This window comes from Stenotrophomonas sp. 704A1 (assembly GCF_030549525.1).
Lineage (GTDB): Bacteria > Pseudomonadota > Gammaproteobacteria > Xanthomonadales > Xanthomonadaceae > Stenotrophomonas > Stenotrophomonas tuberculopleuritidis.
Genome location: NZ_CP130831.1, coordinates 4,433,374 through 4,460,230, shown reverse-complemented (window position 1 = coordinate 4,460,230; position 26,857 = coordinate 4,433,374). Strand labels below are relative to the sequence as shown.

Below are 26,857 nucleotides of genomic sequence, written 5' to 3'. Positions count from 1 at the left end.
CGCGGCTACCGCTTACAGCAGACCTTCGCGCTTCACCGCCAGGTAGCGCTCCACCAGCGCGGCGGGCAGGGCGTCGGCGGTCACGTCCAGCACCATCACCTTCTCGGCGCGCAGCGCGTCGTGCGCCTGCGTCCGCTGCTGCAGGTACAGTGCCGCGGCGCCGGCCTGCGCCGCCTCTTCCACCGTCTGTATCTCGCCGTCGAGCGCGCCCTCCAGCTCGCGTTCGCGCAGGCTGGCCACGCACACCAGGTGGCGTCGTTGCAGCAGGCGCACGGCCGCCAGCAGATCCTCGATGTCTTCATCGCGCACGTTGCTGACCAGCATCACCAGCGCACGCCGGCGCTGGCGCAGCGACACTTCGGTGGCGGCGGCCAGGTAATCGGTGGCCACCGCGCGTGGCTGCAGGTCATAGCTGGCGCGCAGCAGGTGCTCCACGGTGCCCATGCCGCGTTGTGGCGCCACCCAGCGGCGTTCGCCACCGGCGGCGAACAGGCCGGCGGCATCGCCCTGGCGCAGCGCCAGGTAGGCCACCACCAGCGAGGCATTCAAGGCATGGTCGAAGTGCGAGAGTCCGCCTTCGCTGGCCAGCATGCGCCGCCCGCTGTCGAGCATCAGCAGCAGTTGCTGGTTCTTTTCGTCCTGGTACTCGCGCGAGATCAGCTTGCGCGCGCGTGCGGTGGCCTTCCAGTCGAGCTGGCGCAGGCTGTCACCGATGCGGTATTCGCGCATCTGGTGGAAATCGGTGCCTTCGCCGCGGCGGCGCTTCACGTGCGCGCCCACCAGCCGCGAGGCTTGGTCGGCACTGAACAGTGCGAAGCGGGTGAGCGGCACGAAGTTCGGATAGACGCGTACGTCCAGCGCCGGCGGCAGCGTGCGCTGCTGCCACCACAGGCGCCACGGCGAGCGCATGCGGAGGTGCACGCCCTCGAAGCGGAAGTGACCGCGCTGCAGCGGCTGCAGGTGATAGTGCACGGTGGAGGCGCTGCCGGCCTGCAGGCGCACGCGCTGCGGCAGCGATTGCAGCGGCCAGCCGCCGGGCACCAGGTCGAACACCTGCACCGTCATCGGCGCGTCCGCCTGCAGCCGCAGCGCGGCGTCGCGGCGCACGCCCAGCGCCAGCGCTTCGGGCAGTTCGCGCTGCACCTGTGGCGATGCGCGCCGCGCCTGCCGCCACAGATCCATCAACGCAGGCACGGCAATGGCCAGTGCGGCCAGCACCCAGCTCCAGCGTGGCAGCAGCCCGCCCAGCACCAGCCCGCCCAGGGCAGCCCAGGCCAGCAGCAACGCCAGCAGCAGCGGCGCCGGCCTCATCGGCGCGGTGCTTCCACCTTGGCCAGCAGCGCACCCAGCACGTCGTCGGCATCCTGGCCTTCGATCTGCAGTTCCGGGGCCAGCGCGATGCGGTGGCGCAGCGCAGGCCGTGCGATGTCACGCACATCGTCGGGGGTGACGAAGTCGCGGCCGGCCAGCACGGCCTGCGCGCGCGAGGCACGCACCAGCGCGATGCTGCCACGCGGGCCGGCACCGACGGCGATGCCCGGCCACTGCCGGGTCGCGGCCACGATACGCACCGCGTAATCGATGACTTCATCATCGACGGTAATCGCTGCCGTGGCCTGCTGCAGCGCCAGCAGCTCGCCGGCACCGAGCACGCGGGGTACCTGGCTCAGATCGAAATCACTGGCGGCACGGCCGCTGGTGATCGCCGCGACCATGCGCTTCTCATCGTCCAGCTGCGGGTAATCGATCAGCACCTTCAGCAGGAACCGGTCCAGCTGCGCTTCCGGCAGCGGGTAGGTGCCTTCCTGCTCCAGCGGGTTCTGCGTGGCGAGGGCCATGAACGGCGGCGCCAGGGTGAACGCCTTGCCTTCGATGGTGACCTGGCCTTCCTGCATCACTTCCAGCAGTGCCGACTGGGTCTTGGCCGGGGCACGGTTGATCTCGTCGGCCAGCAGCAGGTTGGTGAACACCGGACCGCGACGGATCTTGAAGCTCTCGCTCTTCGGGTCGTACACCGCATGCCCGCTGACATCGCTGGGCATCAGGTCCGGTGTGAACTGCACGCGGCCGTAGTCCAGCTCCAGCGCCTGGGCCAACGCACGCACCAGCAGCGTCTTGCCCAGCCCGGGCACGCCTTCGATCAGCACGTGACCACCGGCGAGCAGCGCCACCAGGATCTGGTCGAGCACGTCGGCCTGGCCGATGAACGCGCGGCCGACCGCGTCGCGGATGGCATCGACGCGTTCGATCAGGCGGGCGGCTGCGGCCGCTGGAAGCTCAGGAGCATCGGTCATAGCAGGGATCTCATCTGGAGCAGCAAGCGGATACGCTCGCGCAGGGCGGAGGAATCATGGGGCGACGGTGGAGTGAGTGCACTGCCGACGCGGCTGCGGGGCCACCCCAGCAGGTCGGCGATGGCCTGGTCGCGGGCGTCGCCGTCCAGCGCGGCAGCCAGCGGCGCGCGCAGCCGCAGCCGGTGCAGGAACAGCGCCTGCACGGCGTGGTACAGGCGCGCGCCGTGGCCGAAACGCAGCAGCAGTTCGCCACTGGCGCGCACGTGTTCCAGCAGCGAGCGGCGTTCGACTGCCGGCGAAGGCAGCAGGCTGCCGAAGCGCTGCGAGCGCGCCCACAGCCAGCCCAGGATCGCCAGCAGCAGGGGCGCCCACAGCGGCCAGCCCTGATGGAAGATGCGTGCCGCCAGCGAGGGCGGGCGACCGCCGTATACCAGCCAGACCGTGCCGCGGCCGTAGTTCGGGTCCAGCAGGTGGCGGGTCAGATCGCGATGCGAGAGATCATGCAGGCCGTCGCGGGCCACCGCATCGGCGCTGACCGGGCGCCGCTTGATCAGCGCGGAAGCGCCCTCACCGCGCATCACCTCCATGTCCGCCAGTACGTCGACGCGGCCCTTGCCATGCCGCAGGCGCGCGAACACCAGCCCTTCGCTGCCGCCCCAGCGCCGTTCGGCCTGCGCACTGGCGCCGAAGCCCAGGGTGAAGCGGCGGCCGCCACAGAACTCCACGTGGCTGGGATCATCAACGACGTGGAAAGGCTGGCACGCGCTGTCGTGGAACAGGCTGTCGACGCCCAGGCGGTCCAGCAGCGGGCCCTGCGTGCTGCTGGCATCGTCCTTGCCCGGTGGCTGCGTGCGCACCAGCAGATGGCCACCGCCTTCCACCCACTGCAGCAGCGCCTGCGCGGTGCGCGGCGGCAGATCACGCGTGTCCTGCAGCAGCACCAGCGTGTCGGTGGCGGCCAGCGGCATCTGCGCCAGCTCCAGCCGCTGCCGCGACTGCACCGCGATGCCGTCGGCACGCAGTGCCTGGCCCAGCACGTACAACGGGTTGTAGCTGGCTTCGCCGCGGGGCGGCAGCACCAGCGTCTCGGTCACCCGTTCGTGGGTGCGCAGGAACAGGATCGTCAGTGGCACCCCGAGCAGGACCAGTGCCCCCAGCAGCAGCGACCAGAACAGCCGCGGGCTCATGCCTGCCACCCGAACTGCTGGCGCAGCGCCGTGGCCAGCGCATCGAAGTCATCGCGAACCGGCAGGCGGCCACCGTAGGCCGCGTACTGCCACATGCGCACGATGCGCGCGAACAGTTCACGGTCGCCGGCGTCGGGCAGGCGTCGTGACGCGCGCAGGCACTGTGCTTCGGTGGCACCCGGCGGCAATACGATGCCGGTGCGCTCGACCAGGGTGCGGACGCTGGCGCGGTAGAGCAGGGCCAGGGCCTGCCGCGGGCGCCCCTGATCCCACAGCAGCCCGGCCTGGGTGGCTACGTCCGGCGGCAGCACCACCGGCAGCTCCACCCGTTCTTCGCTGACCGTCGGTGCCGTGGCTGCCTTGCGCCGGCCCGACCCGCGCAGCCACGGCAGCCACAGCCGCGCGCTCAGCAGCAGGACCAGCACCAGCACCCCGAGCAGGCCCCACAGGCCCCATTCGGCCAGGCGCGCCAGCCAGAGCTGGCCACTGCGGCGCGCGCGCCGGTCGCTGCTGGCCGTGCTGTCCTTCTTCAGTTCCTTCTTCCCGTCCTTCTTTTCCGTGCCGTCTTCAATGGCCTTCCACCGCGTGATCTCACGCACCGGCCGCTGCAGCGGGTCTTCGTAGGCGCGGTTCACCGCCTGGCGGAAACCGGCAGTGTCCACCGCGCGGTCGCCGAAGATCACCGCGGGCGTGTTGGCCGGGTCGTTCTCGGCCGTGGCGGTGTCGGCATCCGTGTCGTCCGCTGCGTCGGTCGTGTCCGCGTCGGTTCCGCTGGCGGCAGGGAAGGTGTCCTGTGCCTGCGCCGGTGCCAGCGGCAGTGTCAGGCACAGCAGCACGAGCAGCGACGATGCGACCGGCAACAGGCGTTCGCGCAGGCGGCGCAGGGCGATCTCCACATCCCAGGCTTCCATCTGCGTACGGCGGTTCAAGTACAGGCCAAAGCCGGCGCCGACGTAGAACGGACCGATCAGCGCCGCGGCCAGCCAGCACAGCAGGTTGAGGCCGAGCTTGGCCCACCCCGGCATGTCGACGCTGACCATGGCCCAGGCCGCGCGCCAGGATTCGGGCAGCAGGTCCAGCGGAATGAAGAGGAAGACGGCGGCGATGGCGCCCACCACCAGCACCAGCTCGAACAGCAGGCAGATGAAGGCCAGCACCAGAGCAGGGCCGGCGGCTCCGGCAGCGACCGCCCGGCGGCGCGGGCCGCGCTGGGCCGGCGCGTTGCCCTCCAGCAGGTTGACCGGCAGGCACAGGCTGCGCAGGCCGCTGAAGCGGCGCCAGCCCAGGTAACCCCAGAACCCGCTGCCACCCCAGTGCCGCTGCGCGCGCAGCGCCGCGAGCGGGCCGACCCGTTCGCCGAAGATGCCGCGCGACAGCACGTACAGCGGGGCACGCTCGAACAACGGCTTGCACCACCACATCGCCAGCAAGGCCCAGCCGTAGGCATCCAGCCATCCGGCCAGCGCGTTGAACAGCACGAACAGCGGCGCACTGGCCAGCAGCCAGCTGCCCCACACCGCGCGTGCATGGCGACGGGCGAGGGCGCTGCCCAGCTCCATCGCTTCCCAGCCGCTGCGTGCGCGCAGGACCACGTCCAGATGGTCAATCCGCATGGCCGGCTCCACGTCCACCGCGCCACAGCCACAGCAGCACGCCGCTCCACAACACGCCGGCGACGCTGAACTTCAGCCACGCCGGGATCTCGGCGATGGACGACCAGAAGGCTTCCACGAACGCGGCCAGCAGCAGCATGAACGCCACGCCGAGGCACAGCCGTGCGCCGATGCGACCGCCTTCGACCAGCGCGTCCAGGCGCCGGCGGCGGCCCGGGGCCAGCAGCTTCATGCCCAGCTGCAGGCCGGCGCCGCCGGCAATCACGATCGCGGTCAGTTCGAATGCGCCGTGGCCGACCACGAAGCGCCAGAACGGCCCCCCGTGACCGACGTGCTGCAGGTGGCCGGCGACCGCGCCGATGGTGATGCCGTTGAACAGCAGCACCAGCAGCGTGCCCAGCCCGGCCAGCAGGCCGCTGGCAAACGTGCGCAGGGCGATGCTGATGTTGTTCATGATGTAGTAGCCGAACATCATCCAGTCGGTGCCGCTGTCGCGGCCCAGCCGTTCGGCCGATGGGTCGTACATGCGCTCCATCTCGGCGATCTGGCCGTTGTCCATCAACAGATGGATGGCGTCCGGATACAGCTGGACCAGCACGAAGCAGGCCAGCGCCGGCGCCGCGAACATCGCCAGCGCCGCCCACATGCTGCGCGCCTGGCTGCGCACCAGCAGCGGGAAGTCGGCGACAAGGAACTCGAGGGCACGGCGCCAGCGCGTGGGTGGCGTGCGGTACAGCACGCCGTGTCCGCGCTGCATCAGCTGCTGCAGGCGCTGCACCAGCTGCGGGCTGTAGCCGCGCTCGCGGGCCAGCGCCAACTGCTGGCACAGCCGCCGGTAGCGCTGCGGGAAGCTGGTATCGCCGGCCTCGTCCGCGCCCGGCGCGCGCCGGCGCCGGCGCGAGGCACCCGCGCGGTGCTGCAGCCATTGCTCCAGGTCATGCCATTCCTGCTGATGGCGCGCGACGAACTGTTCCTGCTTCATCGCCGGCCCAGCAGCCAGTTGGCCATGGCGTACAGGCGCAGCACGCCGACCTGGCCGGACGCGCGGGTCAGCGGCTCGGCAAGCGTGGCCAGTTCCTGCTGGCGCGCGGGCGACAGCCGCGGCGCACGTTCGGCGAAGGCCATCACCGCGGCCTGCTCTTCCGGGCGCAGCGGCTGCGGCGGGGCCATCACGCTGTCGATGGTGGCCGGCGGTGCCAGGTAGTGCAGCGGTGCATGCACCACCATCGTGCCGGCCACCAGGTCACCCAGTCGGCGTCCATGGGGGTCGAACAGACTGGTGACCAGGCCGAGGGCATACCCGAACGGCAGCATGTCCACGGTACGCAGCAGGTTGCGGGTGATCGAGGCCATCCAGCCCACCGGCGCGCCGTCCTGCGCCAGCACGCGCAGACCGAGCACGCGCTTGCCCAGGGTGCAGCCCCACAGCGCTTCGCAGACGATGGGGTAGGCCCACATCAGCAGGAACATCAGCGCCAGGTACAGGCCACGGCCGAACTCGTCGAGCAGGGCCAGCGGAATGGACAGCGCGGTCAGCGCCCCGAAACGCACGCCCACGTCGATCAGCCAGGCCAGCGCACGCGGCATCGGACCGGCCGCGGGCAACTGCAGCGGCACGCCTTCCGGCGTTACCACCTCGCGGTAGGTATCGAGCATTGGCGTGGCCATCAGAGCGATGGCCCCGGATGTGGGCGCTGGAGTCCTCTCCGGCGTGCAGCCACAGGCATGGGGGTCTCGACGGTTCCTGGTCGGGCCCAGACTGTAGCAGAGCCCGGCGACCGACGAAGCGGCTTCAGCCCAGGTACTCGGCCTTCAACCGCACGTAGTGGTCGGCCGAGTAGTGCAGCGATTCGATTTCCCTGTCGCTCAGCATACGGACGGGACGGGCCGGGTTGCCCACCCACAGTTCCCCTTCGCCCACCACCTTGCCCGGACCGACCACCGCACCGGCGCCGACGAAGCCGTGGCGCTCGACCCGGGCACCATCGAGGATGCAGGCGCCCATGCCGATCAGGCTGTAATCGCCGATGCTGCAGGCGTGGATGATGCAGCCGTGGCCGACGGTCACGCCTTCGCCGATCAGGGTCGGGTAGCCGGCCTTGTTGTACGGGCTGTGGTGGCTGACGTGGATGATGGTGCCGTCCTGCACGTTGGTGCGGGCGCCGATGCGGACATGGTTGACGTCGCCACGGATGACCGTGCCCGGCCACACCGACACGTCATCGGCCAGTTCGACATCGCCGATGATCGTGCAGGCCGGGTCGACGTACACGCGCTCGCCGAGGACGGGCATCTTGTCGCGGAAGGGGCGCAGCGGGGTCATCGGTGTCTCCAGGTGGGGCAAACACGACGATGATACGCGGCGAACGTGTTGGTAGCGCCGGGCCATGCCCGGCGGCTGTTCGCGTGCCGCTACGCTCGCCGGGCATGGCCCCGCGCTACCGCTGATGCGCGTTACGCCACGCGGCCGCGGCGTGCACGCTCCAGGTGCACCAGCAGCAGCGAGATCGCCGCCGGCGTCATGCCCGGAATCCGCTGCGCCTGGCCGATGGTCTGCGGCCGCACGCGCTCCAGCTTCTGCAGTGCCTCGGCCGACAACCCGCGCACGATGGCGTAGTCGAAGCCTTCGGCAATCGGCGTGGCTTCATGCCGCTGCTGGCGCGCGATCTCGTCGCGCTGGCGGTCGAGGTAGCCGGCGTACTTCACCCCGATCTCCACCTGCTCGGCCACCTTGCTGTCGGCCACCGCCGGGCCCAGCGACGGCACCTGCATCAGCTGCGCGTAATCCAGCTCGGGGCGTTTGATCAGGTCCAGCACGTTGGTTTCGCGGCTGACCGCCACGCCCAGCGTTTCCTGCACTTCGCGGCCCAGTGCATTGGCCGGGGTGGCCCACAATGCCGCCAGCCGCGAACGCTCGGCGGCGACTGCCGCCTGCTTGGCTTCAAAAGCGCGCCAGCGCTGATCGTCGACCAGGCCCATGTCGCGGCCGGCCGGGGTCAGCCGCTGGTCGGCGTTGTCCTCGCGCAGCTGCAGCCGGTACTCGGCGCGGCTGGTGAACATGCGGTACGGCTCGTTGGTGCCATGGGTGATCAGGTCGTCCACCAGCACACCCAGGTAGGCCTCGTCGCGGCGCGGGCACCAGCCGTCCAGCCCGCGCACCTGGCGGGCGGCGTTGAGGCCGGCCAGCAGGCCCTGCGCGGCCGCTTCCTCGTACCCGGTGGTGCCGTTGATCTGGCCGGCGAAGAACAGGCCGTTGACCAGCTTGGTTTCCAGCGAAGCCTTCAGCCCGCGCGGATCGAAGAAGTCGTATTCGATGGCGTAGCCGGGGCGGGTGATGTGCGCGTTCTGGAAGCCGCGGATGCTGCGCACCATCTCCAGCTGCACGTCGAATGGCAGCGAGGTGGAGATGCCGTTGGGATAGATCTCGACGATGCCCAGGCCCTCCGGCTCGACGAAGATCTGGTGGCTGGCCTTCTCGGCGAAGCGCACCACCTTGTCTTCGATGGAAGGGCAGTAACGCGGGCCGATGCCTTCGATCTGGCCGCTGTACAGCGGCGAGCGGTGCAGGGCATCGCGGATGATCTGGTGGGTCTGCTCGGTGGTGTGGGTGATCCAACAGCTGACCTGCTGCGGATGCTCCTCCACCGAACCCAGGAAGGACATCACCGGTCGCGGCGTGTCGCCGGGCTGTTCGTCCATCACGCTGTAATCCAGCGAACGGCCATCGATGCGCGGCGGCGTGCCGGTCTTCAGGCGGTCCACCTGGAACGGGCGCTCGCGCAGGCGCGCGGCCAGCGTGGTGGCCGGCGGGTCGCCCATGCGGCCGGCGGCGTACTGGGTGGGGCCGACGTGGATCTTGCCGGCCAGGAAGGTGCCGGCGGTCAGCACCACGGCCTCGGCATCGAAGCGCAGGCCGGTCTGGGTGATCACCCCGCGCACGGCGTCGCCTTCGATCACCAGATCGTCCACCGCCGCCTGGAACACGGTCAGGTTGGCCTGGCTTTCGACGATGGCGCGGATCGCCATGCGGTACAGGTTGCGGTCGGCCTGGCAGCGGGTGGCGCGCACGGCCGGGCCCTTGGAGGCATTGAGCGTGCGCCACTGGATGCCGGCGCGATCGGCGGCATGCGCCATCGCACCGCCCAGGGCATCGATTTCCTTGACCAGATGGCCCTTGCCGATACCGCCGATGGCCGGGTTGCAGCTCATCGCGCCCACGGTTTCGATGTTGTGGGTCAGCAGCAGGGTGCGCACGCCGGTACGGGCTGCGGCCAGCGCGGCCTCGGTGCCGGCGTGGCCACCGCCGATGACGATGACGTCGTAACGATGGAAGGAATCGATCATGGGGTCGGGTGGCGCAGGCCAGGTCAGCAGGGGGGTGGCGCGGCCGGGGGCGGCGCCAGGGTGGCGATTTTAGCGCCATTCGCGGGGGCAGGACGGGCGCGGGCCGGTCCGCAGCGAAATCGACCCTAAAGTTGGCAGGATTTTTGCAGATAACCCAATAGCACCCATCGTGGCTGGCGCCGCAGGCGCCCGTGACCGGAATTGGAACAGGGGCCGGTACAGGCGCACGGTGGGGGAGCAGGGGGCCGGCAGTCGGGGGACTGTCCGGCCCTGTTTTTCTTTGCGGCAGGCCGGAACGCCGCCTCCATCCAGGCCGCCGATCCACCGTGGTGCGGCGCCTGCAAAACAAACGGCCCCGCAGTGCGGGGCCGTTTGCCTGTAAAGGTGCCGACATCCGACAGGGCCGGAACAGGGGGGATCCAGATGTTCCTGTCGGATATCGACGTAGAGCTTTTTGCGACGCGCCCTGTCGTTTTTGTCACTTTGTGACGCGGGCCGTCACCACCCGCCTAGATTGAGGCTTGGACCGTGTGAAATGCAAGATGGTCCAAGCCGCAACTGTGCGCTACCTCTCACGATCCATCGCGCGCCAGGGGGAACTGTTCATCCTCGGAGCGCGCGGGGCAGGGGCCGGACGCGCCTGTGGCGGCGGCGACGGGCGTTCGATGCGCTGTGCAGGCTGCGACGGCCGGCGCAGCGAGTCCATGTTCCGCCACGGCGACCCGCCATTGTTCTGGCGCGGCGGCGGCGGCGGACGATTCTCGCCACCGTTGCCCGGACGCGGCGGCGGACGATGATGGTGCGGCGGGCGGTAGATCGGACGCTGGTAATAGGGGCCGCCGTAGCCGTAGTAACCACCGCCATAGCCGCGGTAGTACGGGTAGCCATAGTCGGACGGGTAGCCATAGGGATAGCGGTATTCCACCGACGGCGCACCGTGGTAGTAGCCGCCGCTGCGGCCACCGCCGACATAGTCGTAGGTGGTGCAACCGGTCAGGGCCAGCATCAGGCCGCCGGCGAGCATCAGGCGCGTTTTCATGGGTCCCCCCAGAGGACGGGTATGCGGGCAGCTTCAGGCGCGGGCATTGAATCGGCCCTTAACTCCGTTGGCCAGGATGAATGGCGGTGAAGGCCAGCATGCTGGCATGACCGAAGGCCCCGTCGCCAGCGCAAAGGCATACGTTAATCTTGCGTCATGAGCGATTCACTGTTGCCCCGCGCTGATGACGTCCTCGCCGCCGCCGCGCGGATCGCCCCGCATGCCAGCGTGACCCCGGTGCTGCGCTCGCGCACGCTGGATGAACTGGCCGGCGCACGGCTGGCCTTCAAGGCCGAGCACCTGCAGCGAGGCGGCGCATTCAAGTTCCGCGGCGCCTGCAATGCGGTGTGGTCGCTGGATGCCGACCGCGCCCGTGCCGGCGTGGTCACCCACTCCTCCGGCAACCACGGTGCGGCGCTGGCGCTGGCCGCGCGCACGCGCGGGATTCCCTGCCACGTGGTGGTGCCGGAAGGCGCAGTGGCTGCCAAGCTGGCCAACATTGCCCGCCACGGTGCCACCCTGTGGCGCTGCCCGGCCACCATCGCCGACCGCGAGGCCACCTGCGCCCGTGTCCAGGCCGATACCGGGGCGACGCTGGTCCACCCCTATGCGGACCCGGCCGTCATGGCCGGCCAGGGCACCGCTGCGCTGGAACTGCTGCACAGCGACGGGCCGTTCGACGTGCTGGTGGTTCCGGTCGGCGGCGGCGGCCTGGCCAGCGGCACGGCACTGGCCCTGCAGCACGCCAGCCCGCAGACCCGTCTGCTGCTGGCCGAACCGGCCGGGGCCGACGACACCGCGCGTTCGCTGGCTGCCGGTACGCGCCAGCAGGATCAGGTGCCGGATACCGTCTGCGATGGCCTGCGCACGCTGATCGGCGCACCCAATTTCGCGCTGCTGCAGGCCGCCGCCGCCGAGGTGATCGTGGTCGACGATGCCGCGACCCTGGCCGCCATGCGCCTGCTGTGGGACGTACTCAAGCAAGTGGTCGAGCCGTCCTCGGCAACCGTGCTGGCGGCGGTGCTCGCGCAGCCGCAGCGGTTCGCCGGCCAGCACGTGGGCCTGGTGCTGTCGGGTGGCAACGTCGATCTGCCTGCGCTGCGCTGGGGGATGCCGTGAGCGGCGGCCGCCGCCGGCCCCGCACCGGCCTGTTCGGCTGGCTGTGGCGCGTGTTCGTGCTGCTGGTGGTGTGGCTGCTGGGCGTCACCGCGTGGATTGTCTGGGTGGGTGAGCGGGACCAGGCGGCCAAGGCCGACGCGATCATCGTGCTGGGCGCCGCCGCTTACGACGCCAAGCCGTCGCCGGTGTTCGAAGAGCGCATCCGCCATGGGCTGGATCTGTACGACGCCGGCTACGCACCCCTGCTGATCTTTACAGGCGGCTATGGCGGCAGCGGCGCACGCTTCTCCGAATCGCAGGTGGCGCGTCGCTATGCGCTCAAGCACGGTATCCCGGATGAGGCGATCCTGATCGAGACCGCCTCACGCAATACCGTGCAGAACCTGGTGGAGGCCAAGCGGCTGATGGACCAGCGCAGGCTGCATTCGGTGATCATCGTCAGCGACCCGCTGCACATGGCCCGCGCGCTGCGCCTGAGCAGGGCGCTGGGCATCGACGCGCTGGCCTCCTCCACGCCCAGCACGCGCTTCCGCAGCTTCCATACCAGCTGGCGCTTCCTGGTGCAGGAGATCTACTTCTTCCATCGTGACCTGGTCCGTCCGCCGCTGAGTTCGCCGGCCAATACCTGACGGCACGCCGCTGCGCTCGCCGGGCATGGCCCGGCGCTACCCCCATGGCGCGCCCTGCGATCAGCTCTGCCTGCGCCGGATCGGGATCGCCGACACCGGCACCGACGCCACGTCATGGCCGCCTTCGCGGATCGGCGCGCCCGGCTCCGGTGCCCAGGCGTGGGCGTAGATCACTTCCCAGCTGCTGGGCAGCTTGCCATCGCTGCGCCGCATCGGCTCGTACGCTGCCGCGGCTGCGGCGAAGCGCCCACGCCCGGTCAGGGTATGGCGGCGATCCACCCGCGCATTGGTGGCGCCCATCGCCCGCAGCTCGCGCATCAGTGCCGGCAGGTCGTCGTAGGTGAGGGTGAACAGATCGCGGTCCAGCACCGGGTCGCGGAAGCCGGCCATCATCAGCGCATCACCGAACTGCGCGATCTGCGCGAAGCGGCTGACGTGCGGACGGTCATCGGCGGCAGCAAAGGCCTCGTTGAGTTCGATCAGGGTTTCCGGGCCGAACGTCGAGCACACCAGCAGGCCACCGGGCTTGAGCACGCGGCGGAAGCCGGCGAACACCGCCGGCAGGTCGTCGACCCACTGCAGGCACAGGTTGCTGAAGATCACATCGACGCTGTTGTCGGCCAGCGGCAGTGCTGCGGCGTCGGCGCACAGGCGCTGGAACGGCTTCCACCAGCCGGCCTGGCGCTTGGCCTGGTCGAGCATCGGCAGCGCCACGTCCAGCGCGATCACCTGCGCCTTCGGCCAGCGCTTCTTCATCAGCGCGCTGGCGTGGCCGGTACCCGCGCCGATGTCGAGCACCACCTCGGGCCTGCGTGCCTCCAGGTAATCCAGCGACTCCAGCAGGCGCGACTGCACCTCGCGCTGCAGCGCGGCGGCGGCATCGTAGCTGCTGGCGGCACGCGCGAACGCGCGGCGGACATGGCGGGCATCGAAGTGGGACGGCATTGTGAAAGTCTCTCAGAACGTACCGGGGTAGGCGCCGCCGTCGATCAGCAGGTTCTGCCCGGTGAGGTAACCGGCCTGTGCACTGCACAGGAAGGCGCAGGCGGCGCCGAATTCGTCCGCCGTGCCGAAGCGGCCGGCGGGAATCTGCTGGCGGCGGCGTTCGGCCACTTCCGCAGCATCGCCGTCCTTGCCCGCACTGTGGGCGAAGTTGGCGCGCAGGCGGTCGGTATCGAACTGGCCGGGCAGCAGGTTGTTGACGGTGACGTTGTGGCCGACCGTGCGCCGTGCCAGCCCGGCCACGAAGCCGGTCAGGCCACTGCGCGCGCCGTTGGACAGCGCCAGGGCGTCGATCGGTGCCTTCACCGACGAGGAGGTGATGTTGACGATGCGGCCGAAGCCGCGCGCGATCATCGCATCCACGGTGGCGCGGATCAGCGCGATCGGCGCCAGCATGTTGGCATCCAGCGCGGCGATCCAGTCATCGCGCTCGAACGTGCGGAAATCACCCGGCGGCGGACCGCCTGCGTTGGTCACCAGGATATCGACCTGCGGGCACGCCGCCAGCGCCTGGGCGCGGCCGGCCTCGGTGGTGATATCGGCGGCGACCGCGCGCACCTCGCCGGCAGCCGGCAACGCACGCAGTGCAGTGGCAGCGGCCTGCAGCGTGGACTCACCACGGGCCACGATCACCACGTTGACGCCTTCACGCACCAGCGCCTGCGCGCAACCGAGGCCCAGTCCCTTGCTGGCGCCGCAGACCAGTGCCCAGCGGCCGTTGATACCCAGATCCATGCGTCAGTCCTGCGGAATTCGGAAGGCGCTCATTGTCCGCCATCGGCCGGCGACAGGCTGGCAACGAACTGTTGCAGGGCGACGGCTACCTCGTCGGCATGGCCGAGGAACGGGGCATGGCCACCGTGGGCGATGGTCAGCGACTGTGCGGCCGGTGCCAGCGTGGCGGCCGCCTGCATCGCCGCCGGCGACACCAGGCGATCGCGCTGGCCGGCAATCCACAGGCTCGGCCTGCCCAGTGCCGGCAGCGCGCCACGCAGGTCGGCGCTCTCCAGCAGCTGCAGGCCCTCGCGCAGTGCGCGCTCGCTGGGCGCACCGCGTTCAACCAGGCGCTGGCGCAGGGTGCGCAGTTCCTCGCGGGCATGCGCCGAACCCATCACGTCCAGCGCCAGGAAGCGCTCCAGCGTGCCACCGAAATCGGTGGCCAGGTCGCGCCCGAACTGCGCGAACACCGCCGGTTCCACCGCGTGCGGCCAGTCCTCGCTGCGCACGAAGCGCGGCGTGGCGGCGATCATCACCAGCCCGCGCACCTTCGGCAGCGTCGCCGTTGCATGCAGCGCGAACAGGCCACCCAGCGACCAGCCGCACCACACCGCCGGCGGCGTGGCCGCGGCAATGGCGTTGACCACGAACGGCAGGCGCAGTGGCGTGCTGTCCTCGCGGCTGTGGCCGTGGCCAGGCAGGTCGACCAGGTGCAGCGTGAACTGCTCGGCCAGGCGCTGTACCAGCGGCGCGAACACACCGCCCTGCAGGGCCCAGCCGTGGATCAGCACCAGGTCCGGCCCACGGCCGGTGACTTCAATATGCATGGGCAACGATGCCGGACTCAGGCAAAGGCGGGCAGCGGTGGCGGAGCGGTTTCGCGCACCGCCAGGGTCACCCGGTCGCGCGCGCTGGCGATGGCCTCGACCAGGCCGCGCACCTGTTCCGGCGTATGCAGTGCCGACAGGGTGATGCGCAGGCGTGCCTTGCCCTCCGGCACCGTCGGTGGACGGATCGCGCCGACCAGCCAGCCGGCGTGTTCCAGCGCCCGCGACATCGCCACGGCCGCGTGGTCGTCGCCACACAGCAGTGGCTGGATCGGGGTTTCCGAGGCCATCAGGTCCAGCCCGTGGCGGCGCGCTTCGCCGCGGAACAGCGCGACCAGCTCGGCCAGCTTGGTCCGGCGCCAGGTGTCACGGCGCGCCAGGCGCACCGCTTCCAGCGCGGCGGCGGCCATCGCTGGCGGCACTGCGGTGGTGTAGATGTACGGGCGTGCGGTCTCGGCGAGGTGCTCGATCAGATCGTCGCGGCCCAGCACCAGCGCGCCGGAGCCGCCCAGTGCCTTGCCCAGCGTCACCAGCTGCAGCGGCACATCGTCCACGCCCAGCCCGGCGGCGGCGACCGCGCCACGGCCATCGCCGACCACGCCGACACCGTGCGCGTCATCGACGTAGAACAGTGCCTGCTGCAGCCGTGCCACCAGCGACAACGCACGCAACGGCGCGATGTCGCCATCCATGCTGAAGACACCATCGGTAGCCAGCATCGCCGCGCCTTCGGGCGCATGCTTGAGCTGGCGCATCGCGCCTTCGGCATCCAGATGCGGATAACGGCGCAGGCGCGCACCGGCCAGCCGCGTCGCATCGAGCAGGCTGGCGTGGTTGAGCTTGTCCTGCACGCAGACATCGTTCTCTTCGCTCAGCAGCGCCTGCTGCACCGCCAGGTTGGCGGCAAAGCCGCTGCCGAACAGCAGCGCACGCGGGTAGCCCAGCCACTCGGCCACTTCGCGTTCCAGTGCGTCATGCAGCGCGTGGTGGCCGCACACCAGGTGCGACGCGCCGGCACCGGCGCCTTCGCGCGCGGCGGCGTCCTGCAGTGCGTTGACCACGCTGAACTGCTGGGCCAGGCCCAGGTAATCGTTGCTGCAGAAGCCGGTCAGCCACTGGCCGTCCACTTCCAGGCGCACGCCATCACGACGGGTGACCGTGCGCCGCGTGCGGCGACGGCCTTGGGCATCGCGCAGAGCGCGCTGGGCATGGAGGCGAGCGGTCAGGTCGGGGCGGGCCATGGCGGCTGAATGCGGCGACGGGGCGGCTAGGGTAGCGCGTTGCCGCGACGCCTGCCTGTGCCCCGTCTCAGGCCGCGTGAGCGCAGCCGCAGCCGGGCGCATCGGCACTGATATCGGCGTGCACCGTGCCGCCGTGGTCATGGCCCTCGGCATCCACCTGTACCGCCATCGGCTGCAACCCAAGCCGGGCGAACAGGGCCAGGTCGCGCTCGCTCTCGGGGTTGCCGGTGGTCAGCAGCTTGTCGCCGTAGAAGATCGAGTTGGCCCCGGCCAGGAAGCACAGCGCCTGCAGCTCGTCGCTCATCGCCTCGCGCCCGGCCGACAGCCGCACCATCGAGCGCGGCATGGCGATGCGCGCCACCGCGATCATGCGCACGAACTCGAACGGATCCAGCTCGGCACTGCCATGCAGCGGCGTGCCTGCCACCTGCACCAGCTTGTTGATCGGCACCGAATCCGGGTGCGCCGGCAGCGTGGCCAGCGCCAGCAGCAGGCCGACACGCTGTGCGCGTGTTTCGCCCATGCCGACGATGCCGCCGCAGCAGGTCTTCAGGCCGGCATCGCGCACGTGTTCCAGCGTGTCCAGCCGGTCCTGGTACTGGCGGGTGTGGATGATCGAGTCGTAGTAGTCCGGCGCGGTGTCGAGGTTGTGGTTGTAGTAATCCAGGCCCGCATCCTTCAGCGCACGCGCCTGGTCGCCACTGAGCATGCCCAGGGTGGCGCAGGTTTCCAGGCCAAGTGCCTTCACCCCGGCGATCATCGCCGCCACCTTCGGAATGTCGCGGTCCTTCGGCGAACGCCACGCAGCGCCCATGCAGAAGCGGGATGCACCGGCGGCCTTGGCCTGGCGTGCCTTGGCCAGCACCGCGTCGGTGTCCATCAGCTTCTGCGCGCTCACCCCGGTGCTGTAGCGCTGCGCCTGCGGGCAGTACGCGCAATCCTCGGGGCAGCCGCCGGTCTTCACCGACAGCAGCGTGGAGACCTGCACCTGCGCTGGGTCGAAGTGCTCGCGATGGACCGTTGCGGCGCGGAACAGCAGCTCGGGGAACGGCAGATCGAACAGTGCCTGCAGTTCGTCGTGTTGCCAGTCGTGGCGGATGGCCGATGCCATGGCGGGACCTTGGAAGGGGGTGGAGCGAGGGCGGCAGTGTGGGTGGGCGGGTCGGCTCCTGTCAACCAGTGCATCTGTTACGGAGTTTACAGTGACAAGGTGCAAGGACCGCGCGGCACGGTGTAAGTTCATTGCTGCATACGGATTCGCGAGCACTTCCCCATGGACAGTTGCCAGACCTGCCCGATCCGCCGCGATGCGGTGCTGTGCAGTGTGCCGGAGCTGCCTGACGGCGATCCGGCCATCCGGCGTTCGGCACAACAGTGGTTGCAGCAGGGACAGGCCGCACGCGGATGATGGGCTTCCTTCGAAGCCGGTTGAACACACCGTTCGCCCGCAAGTGGGGAGCACTCATCGCCTTCGCTACGGTGATCCTGTTCCTGTCGAATCCCGAACTGCTGTCGGTGGTTCTGCTGGTGAACATGATCGGCGTGGATGTGTTCGTCCTGCTGATCGGCATCCAGGTGCGCCAGAACTGGTCGGTCATCAGTACGTTCATCATCATGCCCTGCTACCTCAGGCTCAGGAGGCTGTTCAGGGCCGGCTGAGCTCGGGTCGGGTGCAGCGGCGACGCCGCGACGGGTACAACCCCCACCCTCGGCGGTCGCCTGCGCTGATGGCGATCAGGGCAGGTGCTGCCGAAGCTGGGAGGATGCACACGTGGTCTCCATCCGGCGTGACGCGCTGCGGGCAGGCAGTGCTTCGCCTGCTGCTGCCCCTGCGCTGCCTGGTCTGTGGCGACCCGGGGCACGACGACCTCGATCTCTGCCCCGCCTGCTACGCGGACCTGCCCTGGTCCGGCCACGCCTGTCTTCGCTGTGCGCTGCCGCTGGCCGACGATGCACTTCCGGTCTGCGCACAGTGCCGGGACGAGCCGCCACCGCAGACCGCCACCCATGCCAGCCTGCTGTACCTGCCGCCGGTCGACCAGCTGCTGCCGCGCTACAAGTTCCACCAGGACCTGGCGGCGGGACGCCTGCTGGCGCAGCTGATGCAGCGCGCACCGCCGCCATGGTGGTGCCCGCCGCTGGTACCGGTGCCGCTGCATCGACGACGCGTGCGCCAGCGCGGCTACAACCAGGCGGCAGAACTGTGCCGGTTGCTGGCCGGGCCGGTATGGCATGGCCTGTACCGGCGTCGGCACACCGCACCGCAGTCCGAACGCAGCGCCGAGCAGCGGCGCGACAATCTGTTCGATGCCTTCGGCGTGCGCGGCACGCCACCGGCCCGCCTGACCCTGGTCGACGATGTGATGACCACCGGCAGCACGGTGCTGGAGATCGCCGACACGCTGCGGATGGTGGGGACCGATGAGGTACGGGTGTGGGTGTGCGCACGGGTGCCGTGATCGCTGCCTTCATGCCCGGGGACTAGGATGGCTCCGTTCCCGGATCGAAGGAGTGGCCATGAATTCCCCCTTGTCTCCCCTGTTGTCGGCGGTCGGCCGTAGCTGGTGGATCCTCCTGCTGTACGGCCTGGTCGCCCTCGGCTTCGGCATCATCGCCATCGGTTGGCCGATGTCGGCGGCAACCGCCCTGGCCTGGACGCTGGGCGTGATGGCCATCGTGGAGGGTGTCATCAGCCTGTTCGCACTGGTCAGCGGCGGCAGCGGTGCCTCCCGCGGCTGGTTGCTGCTGTACGCCGTCGCCTCGCTGGGCTTCGGCATCCTGGCGGTGATCAATCCGTTGGCCACCGCCAGCGTGCTGGTGCTGTTCCTGGCGGCCTGGCTGCTGGTGGCCGGTATCTACCGCATCGTGTTCGCGATCCGCGTGCGCAGGCAGATCCAGGGCGAATGGCTGCTGGTCCTCAGCGGCGTGCTGGCCGTGGTGCTGGGCCTGCTGTTTGCGGCCAACCCGTATGCCGGTGTAGCGGTGACCACACTGTGGATCGGCATCGGCAGCCTGCTGTACGGGCTGCTGCAGGTGCTGGTGGCATTCAAGCTGCGCAAGCTGCGGTGAGGGCCCTGCAACCGGTGTTGCTTGGCGCGGCCCTGGCGCTGACCGGATGCGTGTCGGGCACGACTTCCGGTTCGTCGGCGGCTGCGGACCACGTGCCGCGCGCCGGGGTGGAGGTGCGCCTGAGTGCGGTCGACACAGCGGGGAAGGGCACGCAGGCACAGTGGCAGAACGAGCGGCTGACGCTTCGCGAGCCGCCGATTGCCAGCAGTGCCGACATCGCCGACGTGCGCTCGGTGCTGGATGAGAGCGGCCTGGCAGTGCTGCAGATCCGCTATCGACCCGAAGCACAGCAGCGCATCCACGAGAGTACGGCGGCGATGGTGGGTCAGCGCATCGCAGTCAGCGTGGATGGCCGGATACTGAGCGTGGCGACCGTGCAGGGACCGTTTGCGGAGTCGATGAGGTTGAGCGGGCTGCCCGCAAACGAGGCCAGGGATCTGGCGAAGCACATCACCGGCCAGTGAGGTGCTTCGGTGGACGCGACGCTCAGTCGGCCCTCCCCGCGCCCTGCTTGCCCGCGAACCGCGCTTCGATCTCTTCCAGCGACTTGCCCTTGGTCTCCGGCAGCCAGAACGCGGCCACCAGGAAGAACACAAACGTGCACGCCGCCCAGAACACGAACATGCTGGCGTAGCCGTAGTGTCCCACCGTGGGCAGGAAGATCGCGGCGATGGTGGTGGACACGAACTGGTTGATCAGCAGCGCGATGCTCATGCCGTTGGAGCGGATGCGGTTGGGCATCAGCTCCGACAGCGCCAGCCACACGCACACACCGGGGCCCACCGCGAAGAACGCCACGAACACCAGGATGCAGGCGGCCACCGCCCAGCCGTGGGCCGGTGGCGGCACCGGGCCGATGCGCGCCTGCTCGATGCGCAGCGGCGCCTGCGCGGCGCTGGCCGGGTCGGGGAACGGGTTCAGGTGCAGCGTGCGGAAGAACGCACTGATCACGCTGTCCGGCTGCACGGTGCCGGTGCGCTCGATGCGCAGTTCGCGGTCGGTCAGGTTGTCGCTGCGCAGGGCGCGCACATTGGCGAAGTCCCCATAGGCATACGATACGGTCAGCTGTAGCGGCCGGCCTTCGCTGTCGATGCCAGCGCCAAGGCGCTGCCACTGCGCATCATCCAGTACCAGTTGCAGACCATCGCCGCTGACCGCCGCCTGCAGCTGCGGCTGCACGTCGGTCCGCCCGCGCTCGGCCTGGAAGAACAGCGTGGCGGCTGCCAGCAGGGCCACGCAGATGCCGCCGCTGCCGAGCATCAGCAGGAACTTGCGGCCCTTGCGGTCGACCAGCAGCAGCGCGACCACGGTCATCACCGCGTTGAGCAGTTTGATCGCCACGTCGGCGCCATTGGCCACCGAGCCGGACAGGCCCGCCTGGTTGAGGATGTTCACCGCGTAGGCCAGCACCGAGTTGATGCCGGTGGCCTGGGTGCACGCCAGTACCACGCAGGCGAGCAGGAACGGCACCACGTAGCGGCGGCTGAGCAGCGGGTCGCGCCTGCCGCTGTTGCTGCTGGATTCGGGCGCCTGGATCTGTGCGAGCGTCGGCTCGACCTCCGAAGTCGGCAGCACGCGCTGCAGGCTGCGACGGGCATCATCGATACGCCCACGGCGTACCAGCCAGCGCGGCGACTCGGACAGCCAGAAGATGCCGGCGCAGAACAGCAGGCCCGGTGCCAGGCAGGTCCAGAAGATGGTGCGCCAGGCGTGGTCCTTCACCGTGAACAGTTCCTGTGCCTGCTGCGCGACCGGCAGCGAACGCACGGCTTCGGCGGCGGCATCCACCGCGTGCGCGTGGTACAGGCCGATCAGGGCTGCCAGCACCAGGCCAACGGTCAGCAGCAGCTGGAACATCGCCGCGCCACGGCCGCGGCGCTCGGGGCTGAGTACTTCGGCCAGGTACAGCGGAATGACCACGCCGATCAGGCCGCCACTGATGCCCTGCAGCAGCCGCCCCAGCAGCAGCGGCGTGTAGCCGGAGGCCAGTGCCATGATCGGAATCGAGGCGGTGAACAGCAGTCCGGCCAGCAGCATCGCGCCGCGACGGCCGATCAGGTCGGCAACCATGCCGGCGAACAGCGAGGACAGCACGCTGCCCAGCAGCACGGCGGCGACGACGAAACCGAGCTGCTGGCTGCTGAGCTGCCAGGCGTGGCTGGCGGTCGCTTCGAGGTAGGGCAGGGCACCGGCGATGATGCCGATGTCGATGCCGTACAGCAGGCCGCCGAGGCCGCCGATGAACAGCAGGTAGCGAACGGGCCAGCGCGGGGCGGTGCGTGCAGTCATCGACAGGTTTCCTGTGCGGCGTTTCGGTGCGGATTGCTTTCTGTAAAGTCGAGCCATGCTCGACTGCTTTGCCGCGCCATTCGCGGTCAGTCGAGCATGGCTCGACTCTACAAATCGATTACCCGCCCGCCGACCACCACCTGCTGCAGGCGCAGTTCGGCATCCAGCACCACCAGGTCGGCGCGGGCGTCGGGCGCGATGCGGCCGCGATCGTCCAGGCCCAGGTAGTCGGCCGGGAACGTGGAAACCCGTTGCGAGGCGTCGGCCAGCTCCAGGCCCACGCGCACCAGGTTGCGCAGCGCCTGGTCCATGGTCAGCGCGCTGCCGGCCAGCGAACCGGTCGCCAGGCGCACGCAGCCACCGCACTTGTGCACGCGCTGCTCGCCCAGCGCGTACTCGCCATCGGGCATGCCGGTGGCGGCGGTGGCGTCGGTCACCGCGTACAGGCGCGGGATCGCGCGCGCTGCCAGGCGGATCACGCCCGGATGGATGTGCTGCAGGTCGGGGATGATTTCGGCGTACTGCGCATGTGCCAGTGCCGCCGCGGCGATGCCCGGGCGATAGTGATCGACGCCGGTCATGCCGTTGAACAGGTGGGTGAAGCCGGACGCACCGGCCTGCAGCGCAGCAACCCCTTCCTCGTAGGTGCCGGCGCTGTGGCCGAGCTGCACGCGGATGCCCAGCGCCGACAGCGCGGGAATCAGCGCGGTGTGTTCGCCGATCTCCGGGGCCAGCGTCATCACCCGGATCGGCGCCAGCGCGTGCAGCTTCTGCACCAGTGCCAGGGTCGCCTCGATCGTTCTGTTGGGCTGCGCGCCCAGCCGCTGCGGGCTGATGAACGGCCCTTCCAGATGCACGCCGGCAATGCACGCGGCCTCGGCATCCGGCGCCGCCATGGTGGCGGCCACCCCCTGCAGCGCGTGCTCGATCTCGTCCAGCCCGGCGGTCATGGTGGTTGCCAGCAGCGTGGTGGTGCCGAAGCGCAGATGGGTGCGCGCGATGGTGCGCGCCACCTCGCCACCCTGCATCAGGTCCACCCCGGCCGCGCCGTGCACGTGCAGGTCGATGAAGCCGGGCAGGATCACCGGCAGCTGCAGATCGTCGCTGCCGCTGTGGTCATCCACCTGCAGCTGGCGCACCTGCGAATCAAAATGGACCTGGCCGCGGCGCCAGCCCAGCGGGGTGAGGATGCGGCCGTGCAGGGTGCGGGTGTCGGTCATGCGGGAGGCTCGGCGATGATCACTTCGATGCCCAGCCGCTGCAGCCCCTCGCGGGTCGCCTCGTCGATTCCGGCGTCGGTGATGATGGCGTGGATCTGGTCCAGGCGGGCGATGCGGTGCAGGCTGACGCGGCCGAACTTGGAGGCGTCGGTGAGCACCACGATGCGGCGCGCGCGCTCGACCATGCGGTGGTTGAGGCGTGCTTCGGCCTCGTCGTGGGTGGTCAGGCCGAACTGCAGGTCCAGGCCATCCACGCCGAGGAACAGGGTGTCGAAGCTGTAGGAGTTGAGGCTGGCCTCGGCCTGGCTGCCCTGCAGCGACAGCGATTGCTGGCGCAGCAGGCCACCGGTCAGCAGCACGTTGATGCCGGGCGCGTTGGCCAGTTCCCACGCGATGTTCAGCCCGTTGGTCATCACGGTCACATCGCGGTGCTCGCGCAGGTGCCGGGCCAGGGTCATCGTGGTCGAGCCGGAGTCGATGATGATGTTGTCACCGGACTGCACCAGGCGCGCGGCGGCCGTGCCGATCGACTCCTTCAGCGGCAGGTTCAGTGCGTCCTTCTCATGGATGTCCTGCTCCTGCGGCGGCGTGCGCACCAGCGTGGCACCGCCATGGGTGCGGTTGGCCAGCCCCTGCGACTCGAAGTGGGTCAGGTCGGCGCGGATCGTCACCGCCGACACGCCGAAGCGCTCGACCAGATCGGCCACCTGCACCGAGCCATGCTCGATCAGCAGCTGCAGGATCTGTTGACGGCGGGAGCGGGTGTTGCGCATGGCCATTCTCGGTTTCGCGGGGAAAGGTAGAGATTAGCCGTTCGCAAGAACGCCGGCAGCCGAACTTGCGTTCTGCTTGCGGGTTCCGGCCTGGTTGGCGCTGCAGGCGCGGGCGTACTCGCCCAGGCACAGGCCGATACGGTGCTGCACCAGTGCGGTGGGGGTGTTGGCCAGGGTGCCTTCGCGCACGGCGCGGTACTGCTCCGGCAGGTGCTGGCTGAGCAGCACCAGCGGCGGCGCGTGCTGTTCCAGGTTGGCGAACAGGGTCTGCACCGCCTGCACCAGCGCCGGTTCGCCCCAGTAGTAGCGGCAGCGGTCGCTGAAGGAATAGCTGCGCAGCAGGCGCAGCGCCGCGTCATCGCCCTGGTAGTAGGACTGCCAGTATTTCGGCTGCGCCACCATCACCTCGTCCAGCACCTGCGGCAGGCGCGAGCACTGCGCGGCCGGCAGCAGTTCGGCTTCAATGGCGGCCAGTGCGAACAGCGCCTCGCGGTAGGCGAACGTGGCGGCCGGGCCGACCTTGAGGATGGCGAAGTGATCGCGCACCAGCGCGTGCAGGCCACTTTCGCGCTGGTAATCGGTCGAGTGTGCCTCGAACACGATGCGCGGCTGCTGCTCCAGGAAGTCGGCCAGTTCGCCCGCCGCTGTCGGGTCGTATTCGTGCACGCTGCTGTGGTCGAAGTCCACGCCCGGCTGCACCACCATGGCGATCACGCGCTGCCACGCATCGCGCAGCTGTGGCGTATCGAAGGCCTGCTGGTGGATGGCCAGGGTCTGCGCGGCCGCGGCCGGCGTGGTCACCTGCAGGCCGTCGGCCAGGGAGGCCTCGCCACCGGGAATCGGCACTTCGGTACCGATCACGTACACCGGCGGCGGCAGGCCATGTTCGGCGGCGGTGCGCTCGGCAATCCCGGCCAGCTCGGCCGAGCGCGCAGCGACGATGGCATCGGGCAGCGGCACCGGATCATCGGCGCAGGACATGCTGCAATCCAGATGGATCTTGTGGAACCCGGCGGCGACGTAGGCCTCGATCAGCACGCGCGCGTGGGTCATCGCTTCGGCGGCCGGACGCTTCTGCCAGGCATTCGGGCCGAGGTGGTCACCGCCCAGGATCAACCGCGCGCGCGGGAAGCCTTCCTCATCGGCCAATGCACCCACGTAGTCGCGGTACTGCGGTGGGGTCATGCCGGTGTAGCCGCCGAACTGGTCGACCTGGTTGGAGGTGGCCTCGACCAGCAGCACGGTGCCGTGTGCCTGCGCGACGTGCATGGCCGCGCGCAGCACCTGTTCGTTGCTGCAGCAGACGCTGTACAGGCCGACGTTGGCACCGGCGCGGTGGGAGGCAAGCAGGCTCTGCAACGGGGACATGGTCAGGCTCCAGACATCAGGAAAACGAGGGTTGGCAGGCCAGCAGGGCGGCACCACGGGCGCCGCCGGCATCGCCGAAGCGTGGCGGCACGATCGGCGGCACCTGCACGCCATTGAACAGATGGGCGGCGACGGCCGCCGGCAGCTGCTGGTACAGCGGCGCGTACTGCGAGAGCCCGCCGCCGAGCACGATCACGTGCGGGTCCAGCGCCAGCACCAGTGCGGCCAGGCTGTGGCCGAGCAGGTCGCGATGGATGCCCAGTGCCTGCTGCGCGCGGGCATCACCGGCCTCTGCCAGTGCGATCACCGCACCGGCGTCGGGGGCGCTGCCACCAAGATGGCGCTCGATCATCGCCAGGCCACTGCCCGAGACGTAGCGCTCCACGCAGCCCTGCAGGCCACAGGCACATGCGATCAGCGGCAGACCGTGGCGCTGCAGCAGATGGCCCGGCACGCTCCAGTGGCCCCATTCGCCGGCCAGTCCATTGAATCCGGACAGCAGCCGGCCCTGCACGCAGAAGCCACCGCCGGCGCCGGTACCGAGGATGGCGCCGAACATGCTGGGGTAACCATCGGCGGCGCCGCCATGGGCTTCGGACAACGCAAAGCACTGCAGATCGTTGCCGAAGTGCAGGGCACGCGGCAGGCGTGCCTGCAGATCGGCGGCCACGCACTGGCCGGTCAGCGCGGGAACATTGGCGCTGAGCTGGCGACCGCTGCGGCGGTCACGCACGCCGGGCAAGGCGATGCCGATGGCGGCGTCGTTGCGGCCCAGGGCCGCATCGGCGTCGGCCACCAGCGCCACCAGCGCCTGCAGGAACCCGTCGTAGTCGCCCTGCGGCGTGGTCACGCGGCGGCGCCACGCGACCTGCATCGCCGCATCGCACGCCACCAGCTCGATCTTGGTGCCGCCGATGTCGATGCCGTAGCAGGCGTGGGCGATCAGCTCAGCCATGATGGATGGTGACGCCCTTCACCACGCGGTTGACCGTGCCGTCCGGGAACGGATTGTCCGGGGTCAGCCCGAGTGCAGCCGAACGCTGCAGTGCGAACAGCTGCGCGAAGCCCAGCCATACCGGCGCCAGCCACGGGTCGTCCAGGGCCGGCACGGTGAGGGTGTATTCGTCATCGGCACCGATATCCGAATGCGGGCCGATCGCCAGCACCTGGCCGGCGACGCCGTCGCGGCGCAGTTCTTCCAGCAGATCCTGTTCGTAGCGGCGCGCCAGCGGCTGCACACTGCGCAGCACCACCACCAGGGTATCGGCGTCCAGCGTCGACTTCGGACCGTGGCGGAAACCGAGCGGTGTGTTGGCCAGCGCCAGCACGCGGCCGGCGGTCAGTTCCAGCACCTTCAGTGCGCACTCGCGTGCCAGCGCCTCCAGCGGACCGCTGCCCAGATAGATCACGCGGTTGAACGGGCGCTGTGCCAGCGCGGCCACCGGCGCATCCCAGTGCGCCAGCCCTTCGCGGGCCAGGGCGGCGATCTGCTTCAGGCGCGCCACGCGGGTCTCCCAGGGCGCGCGGTCGAACACGGTGAGCGCGGCCAGCAGCATGCAGGTCAGGCTGCTGGTCATGGCGAAGGCACGGTCGCAGCTGGCCGAAGGCATCAGCAGGGTACACGTGTCGGCGCGGCCGGCGCCGCGACGGGCCAGCTCGCCCTCGGCGTTGCAGGTGATGTCCAGGAAGCGCGCGTCATCCACATCGCTGCGCACGCGGTCCACCGCGGCCACGCTTTCCGGGCTGGAACCGCTGCGGCCGAACGACACCAGCAGGGTGGGACGGTCGCGCTGCAGGTACAGCCCGGGGTGGGTCAGCAGGCTGGTGGTATGCACCACGCGCACGTCGGCCGGCCACTGCGCATTGATCGCATCGGCCACCATTTCGGCGATGAAACCGGAACTGCCGGCGCCGGTGAACAGCACGCGCTGGCGGGGATCGTCGAGGCGGTCGCCAAGAAACGCCTGCAGGCGTTCGCGGGCACGCGACAGGTCCTGCGCCAGGGAGTCCCACAGCGCCGGCTGCTGGGCGATTTCGGTAGCGGTATCGGCTCCGCCTCGGCGCTGCCAGGCGGACACATCGGAAAGCAGGGTGACGTCCATTCGGAGGTTCCAGTTGGGCCACCG

27 protein-coding genes are annotated in these 26,857 nt (G+C 69.8%); 7 read left to right on the top strand and 20 right to left on the bottom strand.

The features are described from left to right. Positions 1 to 12: 12 nt before the first annotated feature. The 9 genes from Q5Z10_RS20365 to Q5Z10_RS20325 form a co-directional block, all read right to left on the bottom strand. Entirely contained in the window at positions 13 to 1,311 is a 1,299-nt protein-coding gene (locus Q5Z10_RS20365) for a DUF58 domain-containing protein (RefSeq protein WP_303637152.1), read from the bottom strand. Then, on the bottom strand, positions 1,308 to 2,294 hold the full coding sequence (locus Q5Z10_RS20360; protein ID WP_303637151.1) for an AAA family ATPase: 987 nt from the start codon (positions 2,292 to 2,294) through the stop codon (positions 1,308 to 1,310). The genes Q5Z10_RS20365 and Q5Z10_RS20360 overlap by 4 nt, the downstream gene beginning before the upstream one ends. Further along, positions 2,291 to 3,481: a DUF4350 domain-containing protein gene (locus Q5Z10_RS20355; protein ID WP_303637150.1), complete on the bottom strand. Its 1,191-nt coding sequence runs from the start codon at positions 3,479 to 3,481 to the stop codon at positions 2,291 to 2,293. Before Q5Z10_RS20355 ends, Q5Z10_RS20360 begins: the two co-directional genes overlap by 4 nt. Beyond that, positions 3,478 to 5,094 (bottom strand): DUF4129 domain-containing protein, encoded by a 1,617-nt coding sequence (locus tag Q5Z10_RS20350; protein ID WP_303637149.1) that lies wholly within the window; start codon positions 5,092 to 5,094, stop codon positions 3,478 to 3,480. Before Q5Z10_RS20350 ends, Q5Z10_RS20355 begins: the two co-directional genes overlap by 4 nt. Then, the gene (locus tag Q5Z10_RS20345; RefSeq protein WP_303637148.1) at positions 5,084 to 6,076 is read right to left on the bottom strand and encodes a stage II sporulation protein M; all 993 of its coding nucleotides are present in this window, start codon (positions 6,074 to 6,076) and stop codon (positions 5,084 to 5,086) included. Before Q5Z10_RS20345 ends, Q5Z10_RS20350 begins: the two co-directional genes overlap by 11 nt. Next, positions 6,073 to 6,762: an RDD family protein gene (locus Q5Z10_RS20340; RefSeq protein ID WP_303637147.1), complete on the bottom strand. Its 690-nt coding sequence runs from the start codon at positions 6,760 to 6,762 to the stop codon at positions 6,073 to 6,075. Before Q5Z10_RS20340 ends, Q5Z10_RS20345 begins: the two co-directional genes overlap by 4 nt. Before the next feature lie 124 nt (positions 6,763 to 6,886). Beyond that, positions 6,887 to 7,417, bottom strand: a complete 531-nt coding sequence (locus Q5Z10_RS20335) for a gamma carbonic anhydrase family protein (protein ID WP_303637146.1) — start codon at positions 7,415 to 7,417, stop codon at positions 6,887 to 6,889. A gap of 131 nt (positions 7,418 to 7,548) precedes the next feature. Beyond that, entirely contained in the window at positions 7,549 to 9,438 is a 1,890-nt protein-coding gene (gene mnmG, locus Q5Z10_RS20330) for a tRNA uridine-5-carboxymethylaminomethyl(34) synthesis enzyme MnmG (protein WP_303637145.1), read from the bottom strand. Positions 9,439 to 10,003: 565 nt separating this feature from the next. Further along, positions 10,004 to 10,477: a hypothetical protein gene (locus tag Q5Z10_RS20325; protein WP_303637144.1), complete on the bottom strand. Its 474-nt coding sequence runs from the start codon at positions 10,475 to 10,477 to the stop codon at positions 10,004 to 10,006. Positions 10,478 to 10,633: 156 nt separating this feature from the next. Here Q5Z10_RS20325 and Q5Z10_RS20320 point away from each other — a divergent pair, with 156 nt between their 5' ends. Continuing rightward, complete coding sequence (locus Q5Z10_RS20320) at positions 10,634 to 11,596, top strand: pyridoxal-phosphate dependent enzyme (protein WP_303637143.1); 963 nt, start codon at positions 10,634 to 10,636, stop codon at positions 11,594 to 11,596. Next, positions 11,581 to 12,225, top strand: coding sequence for a YdcF family protein (locus Q5Z10_RS20315; RefSeq protein ID WP_442758963.1), 645 nt, complete (start codon positions 11,581 to 11,583; stop codon positions 12,223 to 12,225). Before Q5Z10_RS20320 ends, Q5Z10_RS20315 begins: the two co-directional genes overlap by 16 nt. Positions 12,226 to 12,285: 60 nt before the next feature. Here the strand turns inward: Q5Z10_RS20315 and bioC are convergent, their stop codons facing one another. From bioC to bioB, 5 genes are all read right to left on the bottom strand, one after another. Next, positions 12,286 to 13,170 (bottom strand): malonyl-ACP O-methyltransferase BioC, encoded by an 885-nt coding sequence (bioC, locus tag Q5Z10_RS20310; RefSeq protein ID WP_303637141.1) that lies wholly within the window; start codon positions 13,168 to 13,170, stop codon positions 12,286 to 12,288. A 12-nt stretch (positions 13,171 to 13,182) separates the two neighbouring features. Next, complete coding sequence (locus Q5Z10_RS20305; RefSeq protein WP_303637140.1) at positions 13,183 to 13,962, bottom strand: SDR family oxidoreductase; 780 nt, start codon at positions 13,960 to 13,962, stop codon at positions 13,183 to 13,185. Positions 13,963 to 13,991: 29 nt separating this feature from the next. Then, positions 13,992 to 14,771, bottom strand: coding sequence for a pimeloyl-ACP methyl ester esterase BioH (bioH, locus tag Q5Z10_RS20300; RefSeq protein WP_303637139.1), 780 nt, complete (start codon positions 14,769 to 14,771; stop codon positions 13,992 to 13,994). Positions 14,772 to 14,788: 17 nt separating this feature from the next. After that, positions 14,789 to 16,012 carry an 8-amino-7-oxononanoate synthase gene (gene bioF, locus Q5Z10_RS20295; protein ID WP_303637138.1) on the bottom strand — a complete coding sequence of 408 codons (1,224 nt, stop codon included), beginning with the start codon at positions 16,010 to 16,012 and terminating at the stop codon, positions 14,789 to 14,791. Between the two features lie 67 nt (positions 16,013 to 16,079). Then, a complete protein-coding gene (gene bioB, locus Q5Z10_RS20290) occupies positions 16,080 to 17,123 on the bottom strand; it encodes a biotin synthase BioB (RefSeq protein ID WP_303637137.1) in 1,044 nt (347 codons plus the stop codon). A 162-nt stretch (positions 17,124 to 17,285) separates the two neighbouring features. On the opposite strand from bioB, the gene Q5Z10_RS20285 reads away from it, so the two are divergent. The 5 genes from Q5Z10_RS20285 (at position 17,286) to Q5Z10_RS20265 (ending at position 19,545) form a co-directional block, all read left to right on the top strand. After that, entirely contained in the window at positions 17,286 to 17,420 is a 135-nt protein-coding gene (locus Q5Z10_RS20285) for a hypothetical protein (RefSeq protein ID WP_303637136.1), read from the top strand. Then, on the top strand, positions 17,420 to 17,671 hold the full coding sequence (locus Q5Z10_RS20280) for a hypothetical protein (protein WP_303637135.1): 252 nt from the start codon (positions 17,420 to 17,422) through the stop codon (positions 17,669 to 17,671). Before Q5Z10_RS20285 ends, Q5Z10_RS20280 begins: the two co-directional genes overlap by 1 nt. A gap of 104 nt (positions 17,672 to 17,775) precedes the next feature. Continuing rightward, entirely contained in the window at positions 17,776 to 18,471 is a 696-nt protein-coding gene (locus tag Q5Z10_RS20275; protein WP_303637134.1) for a ComF family protein, read from the top strand. Between the two features lie 58 nt (positions 18,472 to 18,529). Next, positions 18,530 to 19,081, top strand: a complete 552-nt coding sequence (locus Q5Z10_RS20270) for an HdeD family acid-resistance protein (RefSeq protein WP_303637133.1) — start codon at positions 18,530 to 18,532, stop codon at positions 19,079 to 19,081. Next, positions 19,078 to 19,545, top strand: coding sequence for a SecDF P1 head subdomain-containing protein (locus Q5Z10_RS20265; protein ID WP_303637132.1), 468 nt, complete (start codon positions 19,078 to 19,080; stop codon positions 19,543 to 19,545). The genes Q5Z10_RS20270 and Q5Z10_RS20265 overlap by 4 nt, the downstream gene beginning before the upstream one ends. Positions 19,546 to 19,567: 22 nt before the next feature. Here the strand turns inward: Q5Z10_RS20265 and Q5Z10_RS20260 are convergent, their stop codons facing one another. The 6 genes from Q5Z10_RS20260 to Q5Z10_RS20235 all read right to left on the bottom strand — a co-directional run bounded on the left by Q5Z10_RS20260 (position 19,568) and on the right by Q5Z10_RS20235 (position 26,833). Then, complete coding sequence (locus Q5Z10_RS20260) at positions 19,568 to 21,370, bottom strand: MFS transporter (RefSeq protein ID WP_303637131.1); 1,803 nt, start codon at positions 21,368 to 21,370, stop codon at positions 19,568 to 19,570. Between the two features lie 107 nt (positions 21,371 to 21,477). Continuing rightward, entirely contained in the window at positions 21,478 to 22,590 is a 1,113-nt protein-coding gene (gene nagA / locus Q5Z10_RS20255; protein WP_303637130.1) for an N-acetylglucosamine-6-phosphate deacetylase, read from the bottom strand. Continuing rightward, positions 22,587 to 23,363 (bottom strand): DeoR family transcriptional regulator, encoded by a 777-nt coding sequence (locus tag Q5Z10_RS20250; protein WP_303637129.1) that lies wholly within the window; start codon positions 23,361 to 23,363, stop codon positions 22,587 to 22,589. Before Q5Z10_RS20250 ends, nagA begins: the two co-directional genes overlap by 4 nt. A gap of 33 nt (positions 23,364 to 23,396) precedes the next feature. Next, on the bottom strand, positions 23,397 to 24,731 hold the full coding sequence (locus Q5Z10_RS20245; protein WP_303637128.1) for a D-tagatose-bisphosphate aldolase, class II, non-catalytic subunit: 1,335 nt from the start codon (positions 24,729 to 24,731) through the stop codon (positions 23,397 to 23,399). Between the two features lie 16 nt (positions 24,732 to 24,747). After that, positions 24,748 to 25,686: an ROK family protein gene (locus Q5Z10_RS20240; protein WP_303637127.1), complete on the bottom strand. Its 939-nt coding sequence runs from the start codon at positions 25,684 to 25,686 to the stop codon at positions 24,748 to 24,750. Next, the gene (locus Q5Z10_RS20235; protein ID WP_303637126.1) at positions 25,679 to 26,833 is read right to left on the bottom strand and encodes an SIS domain-containing protein; all 1,155 of its coding nucleotides are present in this window, start codon (positions 26,831 to 26,833) and stop codon (positions 25,679 to 25,681) included. The genes Q5Z10_RS20240 and Q5Z10_RS20235 overlap by 8 nt, the downstream gene beginning before the upstream one ends. Positions 26,834 to 26,857 lie beyond the last annotated feature (24 nt).